Origin of the sequence: Vibrio scophthalmi LMG 19158 (assembly GCF_000222585.1) — a bacterium.
Taxonomy (GTDB): Bacteria; Pseudomonadota; Gammaproteobacteria; order Enterobacterales; family Vibrionaceae; genus Vibrio; species Vibrio scophthalmi.
Window position 1 is genome coordinate 1 of record NZ_AFWE01000062.1, and the last position, 13,710, is coordinate 13,710.

8 protein-coding genes are annotated in these 13,710 nt (G+C 45.3%); 2 read left to right on the forward strand and 6 right to left on the reverse strand.

All coding sequences use genetic code 11. The annotated features are described in order from the left end of the window. Together RH88_RS04025 and RH88_RS04030 are read right to left on the reverse strand one after the other, a co-directional pair. On the reverse strand, nt 1-976 hold a 976-nt coding region (locus RH88_RS04025; RefSeq protein WP_005593611.1), incomplete at its 3' end, for a DNA-binding protein. 10 nt (nt 977-986) lie between these two features. Further along, nucleotides 987-1,205 (reverse strand): helix-turn-helix domain-containing protein, encoded by a 219-nt coding sequence (locus RH88_RS04030; RefSeq protein ID WP_005593612.1) that lies wholly within the window; start codon nt 1,203-1,205, stop codon nt 987-989. Nucleotides 1,206-1,434: 229 nt separating this feature from the next. Here RH88_RS04030 and RH88_RS04035 point away from each other — a divergent pair, with 229 nt between their 5' ends. After that, on the forward strand, nt 1,435-2,121 hold the full coding sequence (locus tag RH88_RS04035; RefSeq protein WP_005593613.1) for a helix-turn-helix domain-containing protein: 687 nt from the start codon (nt 1,435-1,437) through the stop codon (nt 2,119-2,121). A 314-nt stretch (nt 2,122-2,435) separates the two neighbouring features. Here RH88_RS04035 and RH88_RS04040 read toward each other — a convergent pair whose 3' ends face one another. The 4 genes from RH88_RS04040 to RH88_RS04055 all read right to left on the reverse strand — a co-directional run bounded on the left by RH88_RS04040 (nt 2,436) and on the right by RH88_RS04055 (nt 10,127). Beyond that, nucleotides 2,436-2,822, reverse strand: coding sequence for an MAPEG family protein (locus tag RH88_RS04040; RefSeq protein ID WP_005593614.1), 387 nt, complete (start codon nt 2,820-2,822; stop codon nt 2,436-2,438). A 115-nt stretch (nt 2,823-2,937) separates the two neighbouring features. Further along, nucleotides 2,938-5,118: a 1,4-alpha-glucan branching protein GlgB gene (glgB, locus tag RH88_RS04045; protein WP_005593615.1), complete on the reverse strand. Its 2,181-nt coding sequence runs from the start codon at nt 5,116-5,118 to the stop codon at nt 2,938-2,940. Nucleotides 5,119-5,345: 227 nt separating this feature from the next. Then, complete coding sequence (malQ, locus tag RH88_RS04050) at nt 5,346-7,529, reverse strand: 4-alpha-glucanotransferase (RefSeq protein ID WP_005593616.1); 2,184 nt, start codon at nt 7,527-7,529, stop codon at nt 5,346-5,348. Between the two features lie 144 nt (nt 7,530-7,673). Beyond that, a complete protein-coding gene (locus RH88_RS04055; protein WP_005593617.1) occupies nt 7,674-10,127 on the reverse strand; it encodes a glycogen/starch/alpha-glucan phosphorylase in 2,454 nt (817 codons plus the stop codon). Between the two features lie 569 nt (nt 10,128-10,696). Here RH88_RS04055 and malT point away from each other — a divergent pair. Then, the gene (malT, locus tag RH88_RS04060) at nt 10,697-13,453 is read left to right on the forward strand and encodes an HTH-type transcriptional regulator MalT (RefSeq protein ID WP_005593618.1); all 2,757 of its coding nucleotides are present in this window, start codon (nt 10,697-10,699) and stop codon (nt 13,451-13,453) included. The last annotated feature ends 257 nt before the right edge of the window (nt 13,454-13,710 follow it).

Consider the following 13,710-nt stretch of genomic DNA (forward strand, 5'->3'; position numbering starts at 1 on the left):
GGAACCTTGCGCGGCGAGACCAAACATCAATCACGCCTGAAATATGCACACGCTTACGATTACCTTCCCAAACACACTCGATATCGCCTGGCGTTGCATCGAGCTCCCACAAATCATTAAGAGCTTGAGCAATCTCGCTGGCATCACCAAAGGCGCTCATAAACTCGTTTCGCCACTTGTCTGGGTTGGTCATGTACGTGAATGAACTTGCGTTCTTCTCTTTCCAACTGCTCATCCAAATTCGCAATGAACTTTGAGAGGGCAATTGAAAGGTACTTTCACCGTATCGAGCCTCTAACAATGTCAACATTTTGCGATCGTTAGTGGTTGGGTACTCAATCATCGTCGCGATAATGAACTCAGCCATATCGGGTTGCTCTGAAATTAGCGAGCGGCCCTTACGCGATTTTGCTTTGTTAAACTCAAGTGCTAGCCCTATCACACCTTTTTGACGGAAAACTCGCACCCATCGGTAGAGCATTTGAGATCCAATACGCGTCATATCGATCACGTCTTTGTTGTCTCTGGCAAACGGCAGTTCTAAGGTGTTGACCGCTTTCAAAAAGAGATCGATAGCTCGGTCGCCCCTTGATAATGACTGAGCATTGATAAAGCTGTGGTACAAGCTGACTAGCTCAGCACGGACTAGGGCTTTTTCTCTATGCTCTTGGCTGATATGCATCAGCTCTTTTGCAAGCGATTCACGCTTTGCTTTTTCTTTTGCTTGTCGCTCTGCAATTGGCTCTTCGAGTTCGAACTTCTCAACAATGTCTTTTAATGCTTTGCTGGCTTGCTCTTTACGAAGGTGCTTTTGAGTTTCAATCGGCAAGCTGTCGATATGGTATTCAAATGCTCGACCTGGAACTCCTTCTGGTTTTCTTTTATCCCAACCTCCGACTAGCGCCCGTTTTCTCATCCCTTGAACGGTGCTAGGAAGGCCAGGTAGTGCTACAAGCTCTTTTGCTAGAAACCACATAATATTTCCTTTAATAGCGGCTAGGCCAAATAGTTTCAGGTGTAACACCAATGGCGTCGGCAATTATTTTTTGAGCTTTAGGGTAGTTAACACGAAATACGTTACTTAATGTCCCATCAGCTAAGTCATTAGAAACTGCAAGTTTCTTTAAAGTTAATCCTTTCTTTTCAAGTTCAGCTTTAACATCAGCCTTATGCCAATCGTTGATATTTATTCCATTTGCTTTCATCTTATGCCACCATTAAAAGTTAATAAGAGTTGTAACTAAACGGCGTTACAACCAATTGATACAAGAACAATAAACGAAAGAAACACATTAATCAACATCGTTTCTTTATGTTTTTTGTGTTTATTTGCTCGGCTAGTGTCATCCCTTTGATTTAAAAGAAGTTATTGAGTAAGGAAAAAATACGCCAGCCAAAGAAACTAAGTTTCCTTTTATGGATAGGTAAAGAAACATGAAGAAAGAATGGTATCAGACGTCTGAATTAATCGATATTTTTGGACTTCCATCTACAACTCAAGGTGTAAATAGAAAGGCAAGAGCAGAGAATTGGTTGAAAAGAAAGCCAGAAGGGGTTCAAGGTCGAGCATTTGAATATCATATAAGTAGCCTCCCCAAGCAGGTACAGGAAACACTTTGTGGTATGCCCAAATCGCAGCCCGCTCCTCTAGTTCAACACAACCTTATTCAGATACCATTTTATGAGATATATGCATCCGCAGGGCACGGCGTATTGCCGATAGAGCAACAAGAACCAGAGTACACAATTGATCTACACCCTCAATTGTTGATTAACAATGGGATAAGCCCTGTTAATCTTATTTCTATGCCCGTCAAAGGAGATTCGATGGAGCCTACGCTTTTTGATGGCGACATTGTAGTGGTAAGGAAAACAAGTCCTAGCGCTAGTGTTCTAGAGGGTGTTTTTGTCATTCGAATTGGTGAAGAAGTCTTTATAAAACGTATTCAATACAATCGATTCGAGGGTAGGATGCAAGTTGATAGCGACAATGGCTTTTATGCAGGCTACGTAATAAAAGCTGAGCACTTAAACGAAGTTCAGATTATCGGTGAGGCTGTCTATGTTCTAAGTAAGCTCAGAAAACTGAACTCCTATGTAAGCGAACACGTAGCCTGTTAGTTTCATTTGATTTAAGTAACGGCTACTAATTTTTATTTGATAATATCCGCGTGCTTTTAATGCTAAGCCCATGAGCACGCGCAGCCCTTATAGTTATTGCGTTTGTTTGATTCTCACGAAATCTCTGAAAATCTCTGGAAATCTCACTATTTTTTATTCCTTCTTACTAATTACACGACATTAAAATCGCCAAGATATTTAACACCAACCCTACCAGCACCAATAACCATGCTGGAGGCAAAGACAATTTCATAGGTTATCCTATTCGCAATCAGTATCAGTGACCCACTTTGCTCGGCGCAGTCGCAATACGACTACCACAGCTTATCAAATGGCAGATAGACCACATTGAGTATCACCAAGGTAAACATGGTTGCGAATGTCAGTTTCATTCCCATGATTCGGCCTTTAAGATCTTGAGCTAATATCGCCCGTGCGTGCACAATCCGCGCAACGAGAAACAAAATCCCTATACCGTGAATCAGTAATACATTCGCACCGTTCATCTCTAGTAATGCCAGCAAAATAACCGTAATCGGAATCGAATCGACCGCATTCCCCTGCGCACTGCGCGCGATTTGCAGTCCTTCAATACCGCCATCTGCATACGCCACTTTATTTTTACGACGCTGCTTAATCACTTGTACCGCCAACCACATCATTAACAATGCCAGCAAAGCGGCATAAAGCGCTGTAATCATACAATTTCTCCTTTTATACCAATCAGTGTAGGAGATATTCACCAGCTTGCTAATGGAAGCCTCATACGAAAAAGCCCCTCATTAGAGGGGCTTGTCATCGGTTAGCTTGTGGTCACTAAATCAACTTATAAAACAGCGTCGATAACGGTGGTAGGCTAATCAATAACGATTGCACTTGGCCTTCACTTTCAATCGCTTCCGTTTTGATTGTTGTGTGTACTGTATAACCACTACCGTCATACTCTTTTGCATCGGTATTGAGTAGCAATTGATAATCACCTGCCAGAGGTACGCCCAAACGGAACTCATCGTGTGGCACTGGCGTAAAGTTGGTCACAACCAATACTCGCTCTCCCTGCTCGCTGATACGTTCATGAGCTAAGATGCTGGCATCTTCGGCATCTTGTAAGCGCCACTCAAAACCTTTCGGCTCACAATCTAACTCAAACAACGCGGGTTGTTGACGATAAAGCAGGTTCAAATCCCGAGTCAGATTTTGCACCCCTTGGTGACGCTCAAACTGCAACAGAAACCATTGCAGTTGGTCATCATGATTCCATTCGCCAGTTTGACCAAACTCCGCACCCATGAAGTTAAGCTTCTTACCCGGTTGGCCATACATGTATCCCATATAAGCACGCAGGTTAGCCGTTTGCTGCCATTCATCACCTGGCATCTTGTTATGAATCGAACCTTTGCCATACACCACTTCATCGTGTGACAACGACAACACATAGTTTTCACTGTGCGCGTAGATCAACGGGAAAGTAATCGTGTTGTGGTGATATTTACGATGGACGGGATCTTGTTGGATATACGATAAACTGTCGTGCATCCAACCCATGTTCCATTTAAAACCAAAACCTAAGCCACCCATAAACGTAGGGGCAGAAACGCCCGGAAACGCCGTCGATTCTTCGGCAATGGTCATCGCATTCGGGAAGTGTTTATACACTTCTTCATTCATCCATTTTAGAGTCGCAATGGCATCGTAGTTTTCGTTACCACCATCAATATTCGGTAGCCATTGATCATGACTGCGCGAGTAATCTAGATAAAGCATCGAAGCCACGGCATCAACTCGAATGCCATCAATATGGAATTGTTCAAACCAGTACAAAGCATTGGACACTAAGAAACGACGAACATTCTCTCGGCCCATATCATAGATAAATGAGTTCCAATCCTGGTGCCAACCGCGACGCGGATCGGGATCGTGATAAAGCGGCGTACCATCAAAATTTGCTAAGCCATGATCATCGGATGGGAAGTGCGCTGGCACCCAATCGAGTATCACCCCGAGTCCCGCTTGGTGGCAGGCATCCACAAAGAACTTAAAATCATCTGGCGAGCCAAAACGGCTGGTTGGTGCAAATAGCCCAACCGGTTGATAGCCCCACGAACCATAAAATGGATGCTCAGAAACTGGCATCAGTTCTACATGGGTATACCCCATATCAACCAAATACGGTACGAGTTGCTCGGCTAATTGGCGGTAGTTGAGGAACTGATTGTTTTCATCTCGGCGCCATGAGCCCGGGTGCAACTCGTAAAATGACAACGCTTGCTTGCGCTTTTCCGTCACCGGACGTTGCTGCCACTGGCTATCTTGCCATTGGTAACGAGAGTGATCGTAGGTCACCGATGAAAACGACGGATGTTGCTCTGCAAAGAATCCCCATGGGTCAGCCTTATGCGGCAGCCCTTCTCCCTGCGGCCCCTTCATCTCAAATTTGTAACGCGTCCCTTCTGGTAAGTTAGGAATAAAGATCCCCCAAATACCGTAATCTAAACGTTGTAGTGGGGTTCGACGGCCATCCCAATGGTTAAAATCGGCCACCACGCTACATGCACTGGCATGCGGCGCATACACTAAAAATCGCGTACCGCTAATCGCTTTTCCATCACGCTCCAGCGTAACAAACTGTGCTCCCATATGGTGATACATCGCTTTAGGTGTATGTAAATCATCATATTCAGCGTAGATGCCATGATATTGGTAAGGGTCATCTATAATTTGTTCTGCACCATTCCAATCGACAGCCAATTGGTAGTGGGTAAAACGCAGATCGCGAGACTGAGTGAGCACAAAACCCGAATCATCTTCACGAATTAAATCAACGCGAGGTTCACCGTCAATCAGCAGAGCAACGTTATTAGCTCCCGGCATCCAGACTCGAAGTGAGCCCTCACTTAACGGTAGGTAAGGCCCCAAAAAAGCAAAAGGGTCGGCCATTGAGGCTTGTGAAAGTTGCTGATAAGCCTGTGTTATTTTGTCTACGGTCTTGGTGTTCAAGTTATTCTCTCCCTAGCGTAACTTTCGGCTTAGCAGTAGCTAATAATTTGGTTTAGCCACTAAACAAGCAAAAGCCTGCTTAACATCAATAATCCCGTTAAGCAGGCGAATCAACCTAATCAATTAGGTGTAATATTTCATATAATGTCGCTCTATAGTACCCAAAACTGGGTTGCAATGGAGTGACCCATGCAGAAGTTTCGAGTGCAACTAAACACATCAATAACTTAAGTACGGCTTGCCTTGGCACGCGCCTGTGTGAGCTGTTCAGCTACTCGATTAACCCGAGGATCAGAAAACAGATCATCAAGATTCATCGACAGCTTACGACGCCAGTTAGGGTATTCGTCGACCGTCCCAGGAATATTGACTGGATTGTCCATTTGTAGCCAATCTTCAAGTTGAACACTAAATAGAGTCGATGAGCCATATCCAAGGTGCGTTTGCAGCGCTTCCGCCAAATATTCATCCATCGGAACAAACTGAGCATCACGACCCACTCCTTCCGGTAAAAGGCCGTGCCACGCCACCGAATCTAAAATACCCTGTTTACTTTTCAAACGCTGCTCAAACAAGATATCCAACTGTTGTTGGTCTGGGTACAAACCCAACTCTTGACCCATTTTGAGATCATCACAATGCCAGAAACCACGTAAAGTGGGCATGTCATGAGTACACAATGCCGACATAGATTGCGGCGCATAATGTTCAGGTGAAATGTAGCCGCCGTCTTGTTTAGAGGTTTCAAAAAAGAACACTTTATAAGAGTGCACACCAGCATCACGTAAAATATCAACGATCTCTTCTGGCACAGTACCTAAATCTTCACCAATCACACTGCATTGATGACGATGAGATTCAAGAGCCAAAATAGCCAACATCTCTTCCACTGGATAATAGACATAGGCCCCTTTCGTCGCATTCTCCCCTTTTGGTATCCACCACAAACGCAGCAATCCTAATACGTGATCAATACGCAAAGCACCACAGTGCTGCATATTAGCCCGTAACAATTGGATATAAGCCTCGTATCCACTTGCTTGCAACGCCTGCGGATTCAACGGTGGCAGCCCCCAATTTTGTCCCAATGGCCCCAAGATATCTGGCGGAGCACCGATGCTGGCATCTAAGGCTAGAATGCCGTTATCTGCCCAAGTTTCAGCCCCAGAGTCCGCCACACCGACTGCCAAATCTCGATAGATCCCAACCGCCATCCCTTTTTGCTCAGCCAACGTTTGAGCTTCGTTTACTTGGCTATCTGCCACCCACTGTAGATACATATACAGATGAACGAGATCTTGTTGCTCACGAACAAATTGTTGCACCGCTTTACTCTCAAAACGGCGATACTTTTCAGGAAAAACAGGCCAGCCCCAAACACTATTGTCTTGCGCGTACAACACGCTGTGCAAAGCATCAAACGTCGCTTGATGACGTAAGCTTTCACCACCTAATTCGACAAAGTCGAGGAACGCTGAAGCGCGCTCGCTATTCGTATCAAGGTGACGCTTTTTGAATTCAGCAAACAACAACGGCAGTACCGCCAATTTTAGGCTTGCCACTTCACTGTAATTGACCCAGTGCGCATCACGTGCATTTTGCAGACGCTGTTGAAACTCTGCGCTGCCAACCAATTGTTGAGCTTCCGAACACAAAGAAAACTCTGCCACAGAGCTGACATCGATATAGAGAATATTCAACCAACGACGCGATGAAGGGCTATAAGGACTTGCGCCTTCAGGGTTAGCAGGAAACAGCGAGTGAATAGGATTAAGACCAACAAAGTCGCCTCCTCGCTGGGCAATTTCTCCCACCAGTTGCTTCAAATCGCCAAAATCACCCATTCCCCAGTTGTGGGAGGTACGTAATGTGTAGAGTTGAACACTTGGCCCCCACATCTTTTTGCCATTCTCCATCTCAGCTTGTTTGTAACAAGTATCAGGAGTGCGGATTAACGTCATGGTATAGGGGGATTTTCTACGCTTACGTTCCAGCGTTAACTGGTGATATCCCCAAGGCAGATCATTCGGCAGTGAAAAAACTAGCGGTCCACCCTCTGCCCGTTCATCACGTACAATTTGTGATTGTAAGTAACCACCATAGACTTCACCGGTTTCGGTGACTAAACGCCAACTAAAGTCACTTTCACGTGCGCTCACTCCAAGATGCAATGGAATCTCTACCGCTTGTTGATCACGAAAGACCATCGCAGATTGAAGTAGCTCTGGTTTATGCTTTTTCTTGGCTGAACTGAGTAGCTGCGCATCACTACTGGTGTCATAACCTAATGCCGCTAATAGACGTTCAATGGTTTGTGCTTCCACGGGAGTCTCTTCCCCCCATGCACTGACGTAATGATCGGCGATTCTCGCCATCTCAGCGACTTGCTTTAAGGTATTCGAATTTATCATCGCTTTCTCCAAAGGAACTTGATTTAGGCGCATGCCCACCGGTTCCCTCATACTCCTTTTAATCGCAAGAGCCTCCCGCATGACACAGCATTTAGGAGACTCTTGAACGAGTAATTATTAACAATTCACCAGTTACAAAAGCGATTAACGTTGCACGCTTTGTAGCTGCCAAATGTTATTCACGTAGTCACGAATACTTCGGTCTGAGCTAAATTTCCCCACCAGCGCAGTGTTGAGGATCGCTTTTTTCGCCCAACCCGCTTGGTCGCGATATTGCTTATCCATATCTTCATGCGCTTGAATATAAGAAGCAAAATCTGCCAATACCAAATACGGGTCGCCACCATCCAATAAGCTATCGAACGTCGCGCGTAATTTACCCGGTTCACCCGGCGTAAATTCCTCACCCACCAGCAAATCTAAAGACGCTTTCAATAATGGATCGGCGTTGTAATAGTCGTACGGGTTGTAACCACCATTACGTACCTGTTCAACCTCATCAATATCAAGACCAAAAATGTAGATATTGTCGTCACCCACTTCTTCGCGAATTTCAACGTTCGCCCCATCCATGGTGCCGATGGTTAACGCGCCATTCAGCGCCATTTTCATGTTACCCGTGCCTGAGGCTTCTTTACCTGCGGTCGAAATTTGCTCCGAAACGTCCGCCGCTGGAATAATGATCTCTGCTAAGCTCACGCGATAGTCGGGCATGAACACCACTTTGAGCTTATTGCCGATACGTGGGTCGTTATTGATTTTTTCGGCAATCATATTCAAGGCATAGATGATCTGTTTCGCGAGGTGATAACCTGGCGCTGCTTTAGCCGCGAAGATCACCACTCTTGGTGCCATATCAAAATCCGCATCATTAAGCAGACGATGATAAAGCGACAGAATATGCAGCATATTGAGATGTTGACGCTTATATTCATGTAAGCGTTTTATCTGAACATCAAAAATGGCATTGGTATCCAATTCGATATCCATATTGCGTTTCACCCAATCAGCCAAACGTTGCTTGTTAGCCTTTTTCACTGCCATAAACTGCTGTTGGAACTCCGCATCATTGGCATATTGAGAAATCGCTTCTAACTGATCCAACTTGGCCGGCCATTCATCACCAATTTTCTCACTGATCAATTGGCTCAAGCCCGGATTACAGAACTTCAACCAACGACGTGGCGTAATGCCATTGGTGACATTTTGTAAACGCCCCGGATAAAGCTCATTAAACTCAGGGAATAAGTCGCGCTTGACCAATTGTGAGTGCAATGCCGCCACGCCATTAACCGCATAAGCACCGACCACACACAAGTTAGCCATGCGTACCATACGATGGAAACCTTCTTGAATAATCGATAGTTTCTGCTGCTTAGCCACATCACCCGGCCACTTAGCACGCACTTCTTGTAAGAACAGGTGATTGATCTGATAGATGATTTCCATATGGCGCGGCAATAGACGTTGAATCAAAGATTCGCTCCACGTTTCGAGCGCTTCAGGCAGTAGCGTGTGGTTGGTATAAGCGAAGGTCTTAGAGCAAATCGCCCATGCTTCCGCCCATTCCAAGCCCTTCTCATCCATAAAGATACGCATCAATTCAGGAATGGCGATGGTTGGGTGGGTATCATTCAATTGAATGGTTTCGTATTGAGGCAGAGAAGCTAGATCATGCCCTGCCTCTTCATGGCGGCGCAAAATATCACGTACCGAGGCTGCACTATGAAAATACTGCTGCATCAAGCGCAGCGTTTTACCTTTCTCATGGTTGTCATTTGGATAGAGGACTTTGGTAATATTACCAGCATCAATCAAGGCGTGTTGCGCTTCAAAGTAGTTACCATTATTGAAGCTCTCCAAAGAGAATGGTGCAATAGCGCGACATTCCCACAAACGCAGTGGGTAAATGGTTTCACTTTGATAGCCGACAATCGGAATATCCCAAGGCATCGCTTTCACTGACATGCCTGGCACCCAACGGCGACGCTCACGTCCTTGCTCTTGGTACACTTCTACATGACCATAGAAACCAATTTCCTGAGCTAATTCAGGACGAGCAATTTCCCATGGATATCCCTCAACCCCACACCATGCATCTGGAGCTTCTTGTTGGTGCCCTTCAACAAAAGACTGTTTAAACAGACCATATTCATAATGCAGACCATAGCCCACTGTTGGGTATTCTTGCGCGGCCAATGAATCCATATAGCAAGCCGCAAGGCGACCTAAACCACCATTGCCTAATGACGGGTCTCGCTCTTCTTCAAGCAAATCGGTCAGGTTTTGTCCTAACTCATTCATGGCTTCCGTTATCTGTTCGTATAGGCCCATGCTGATCAGGTTGTTACCGGTTAGACGACCAATCAAAAATTCCAACGACAAATAGTTCACGCTCTTGGCATTGCGAATGCGCTCATCTTGCTCTGTTTCTAGCAGATCGAACGTCGTCAGCTCTGCTAGTGCGCGTCCCATAGCCAAATACCAAGCACGGCTTGAAGCTTGTTCGATAGTTGTCGCGTAAGTCGCACTGAGGTGCTTTTTTACACTATTTTGAAATGACGTTTTATCAAATTGAGTCTGTTGTAATGGTTTCATTGGCGAAATCCTTGCTGTTTTACTACCACTATCGTGCATGGCGGTACTCAGCAAAACATCCTCCTCCCCCTGCGAGTAATGAGGAGGAGTAGTGAGGGCGTAGATGAAATGAAGAAGAGGAGATACTCATATCCAGTGGTGAAGATCACAGAAATAGCCTGTGTCGGCTCATTTAAGCGTTCTATGTCACACTATCCCGCAAATAAAACTCGTATCACTAACTAACAAGCTAGGTGAATCCTAATAAGCGATTGCACAAAGTGTTAATTTGATCACGTATTTTAAGTTCATCACATTCATTGCCTGTATAAAAATCAAACACCACTGCGGCATTTATCGTGGTAAAACAGCCTCTCAGCAGTAAGAAGTTGATCAAGTTCACAAATATGGGGCGTAGACGCTCACAAAAGGTGAATTCAGCATAACTCTGACTCGTCGGCTACTCGCGTTGAAATAATTGTTCGGTACTATTAGTCAATAAATGCGATCGCCAGAGAGAAATGGCGATAACGATTGGTAACCCAAAGGAAAGGGTGCCCAACCGGTAACATGACAAGGATAGAAATCAGATGTGGATTCCTTCAAAGCTAACCAGTCCAGGGCGATTACATAACGCCATTTTACGACCTCGCGTGCTGGAATTGCTGCAAAATGCCACAGAGTACAAACTGATTTTATTTCGCTCTCCCGCTGGTTATGGCAAAACCACCATGGCCGCTCAATGGCTAGCAAAACAGCAACATGTTGGTTGGTACAATATTGATGAAAGCGATAACGATGCCTTCCGCTTTATCAACTATTTACTGCAAGCACTGAATAGAGCCAGTGATAATGCTTGCCTTAATACACTCAAATTGGCAGAGAAACGGCAATATGCCTCGTTAGAAAACCTGATCGGTGACGCGTTCACTGAAATGGACACGCTAGATAACCCCTGCTTTGTTGTGTTGGATGACTACCATTTGATTGAGGATGAATCGATCCATCAAGCAATGCGCTTTTTCATCAAACATATGCCCGATAAAATAACGCTGATCGTCACCAGCCGCACCACGCCATCTTTTGGTATTGCCAACCTGCGCGTCCGCGGTCTGATGATAGAAATCGACAGCCACTTGCTGGCCTTTGACCGCGAAGAAACCAGTCGATTTTTCCAACAGCGTATAAACCATGAGCTCGATAGCACAACGACAGACTACCTGTGTGAATACGTCGAGGGTTGGGCTTCGGCACTGCAATTAATTGCTCTACAAACAACACAGCAAAGCCAGTCATTACTGCAATCAGCGCACACTCTTTCACACTCTTTGCCACAAGCACTCTCGCCAATAACAGATGGCAAAGATCACGTTCGATTCAATCAAGCACATCTGTGGGATTATTTAGTCGAAGAAGTGTTTGACCAGCTTGATAACGCGACACAACAATTCATGTTGCACTGCTCAGTACTAGACCATTTTAATGACGCTATCGCCGCACAAGTCACCCAACAAGAAGATGCGCTCAGCCGCATTGAGGCTCTCAGCCGGTATGGCTTGTTTATTCATCGCCTTGATGAAAACAATTGGTATCGCTTTCATAACTTGTTTGCCGACTTTCTCAGCCATGAACGTCATGCTCGGATTCCACAGCAAGAAGCTCAACTGCAAAGTGCCGCGGCCCACGCTTGGCTTAAACAAGCGATGCCACAGCAAGCACTGCTTCATGCAAAAAAATCCTCAAATAGTGAGCTAATTGCAGACATATTGCAGCAATATGGATGGAATATGTTTAATAATGGCGAATTAGAATCGCTCGAATCAGCGATTATTAGCCTACCTAATGAGGTACTTTATCAGCGCCCCATCTTGCCTATGCTGCAAGCATGGTTGGCTCAAAGCCAGCATCGCTATCACGATGTCGAGCGCTTACTTGACCAAGCAGACCAAGAGATGCAACGCCTTAACATCACGTTAAGTGCCACTGACCAAGGGGAATTCAACGCATTACGAGCGCAAATTGCCATCAATCAGAACGAGCCTGAGCGAGCGCTGGCCTTGGCAGAACTGGCGCTGAGCCAGATCGACAATACGGTGTATCACAGCCGTATCGTTGCTACCTCGGTAATTGGAGAAGTAAACCATGTGCTTGGCCATCTTGATCGCGCGCTCCCCATGATGCAACAAACCGAAAAGCTCGCTCGTCAATATCAAGTACACCATCATGCCCTGTGGGCGATGTTACAACAGAGCGAAATTTTGATCGCCCAAGGCTATGCTCAAGCCGCGTATGATGTTCAAGAAAACGCCTTTAAGCTGATTGAAGATCAACAACTACAACAGCTACCACTACACGAATTTTTATTGCGTATTCGTTCGCAATTACTTTGGAGTTGGCACCGCCTGGATGAGGCTGAATTTTGCGCTTATGAGGGCTTACGAGTATTAGAAAATCAGCCCGCTAAAGATCACCTTCATTGCTATTCCATGCTCGCACGAATTGCGATTGGACGTGGAGAGCTGGACAAAGCTGCTAAGTCTATCGACCAGATCGATCATCTACTCAAGCTTTCAACTTACCACGTAGATTGGACCGCCAATGCTTCGTTATCGCAGATTCTTTATTGGCAATCTCGTGGCGATCAAAGTGCGATGCAGCAATGGCTAGAGAATACTCAGCGACCTGATACCGCGGCCAATCATTTTACTCAATTACAATGGCGTAATATCGCACGTGTGCAAATCCACCTAGGGCAATTCAAGCATGCCAAGCAAACCCTGTTATTTCTGCAACAACAAGCAGATTGTCATCACTTGGTAACCGATACCAATCGCAATATGATCCTTGAAGCCGTTTTAACAATCCACCTTGGCGGTGAAACTCAAGCTAAACAAGTCCTGAAAAATGCCCTGATACTGACCAATCAAACCGGTATTGTTGGGCAGTACATCATTGAAGGAAAAATGCTCGCCCCTCTTTTGCATAAGCTCAATCATAAATCCGAGCTGGACGATCTTGAACGCCATCGTGCCCAGCACCTACTCAAGGCTATCTCAACAACACAGCGTTGCCGTTCAATCCACTTTGATGAAGAGTTTGTCACCAAGCTGGTCAACCATCCAGAAATCCCTCAGGTAGTGCGAACCAGTCCACTGACCCTACGTGAATGGCAGGTGCTGGGGTTGATTTATTCTGGCTTTAGTAATGAACAAATCGCCCATGAATTGGACGTTGCTGCCACCACGATTAAAACTCATATTCGCAACCTTTATCAGAAACTCAATATCAGTAATCGCAAAGAAGCCGTCACGACCGCGGAGAAATTACTCAACTTAATAGGCGACTAATTCACTATGGATTCACAACTAAGAGGCGACGAATTGACCACATTTCCTCTGGTTAATTTGTCAGGAAAATCACTATCTAAAAGGGCTACGCAGAGATAGATAACGGGATTATCAATTATTTTTTGATAATGTTTTAATGATGAGAAGGTTTTTCTTTATCTTCGCTCACTCTAGAATGCATTCCAACAACACGGCAATCTGCCAAGACATTTAGATTAGTAGGGTACGAATATGACTCATCCAATTATCGCTGACTT

What these genes read in the sequence shown, in the direction of transcription:
- malT (WP_005593618.1), top strand. Translation starts at nt 10,697, where the DNA reads ATGTGGATTCCTTCAAAGCTAACCAGTCCAGGGCGATTACATAACGCC.
- RH88_RS04055 (WP_005593617.1), bottom strand. Translation starts at nt 10,127, where the DNA reads ATGAAACCATTACAACAGACTCAATTTGATAAAACGTCATTTCAAAAT.
- RH88_RS04030 (WP_005593612.1), bottom strand. Translation starts at nt 1,205, where the DNA reads ATGAAAGCAAATGGAATAAATATCAACGATTGGCATAAGGCTGATGTT.
- RH88_RS04040 (WP_005593614.1), bottom strand. Translation starts at nt 2,822, where the DNA reads ATGATTACAGCGCTTTATGCCGCTTTGCTGGCATTGTTAATGATGTGG.
- RH88_RS04035 (WP_005593613.1), top strand. Translation starts at nt 1,435, where the DNA reads ATGAAGAAAGAATGGTATCAGACGTCTGAATTAATCGATATTTTTGGA.
- malQ (WP_005593616.1), bottom strand. Translation starts at nt 7,529, where the DNA reads ATGATAAATTCGAATACCTTAAAGCAAGTCGCTGAGATGGCGAGAATC.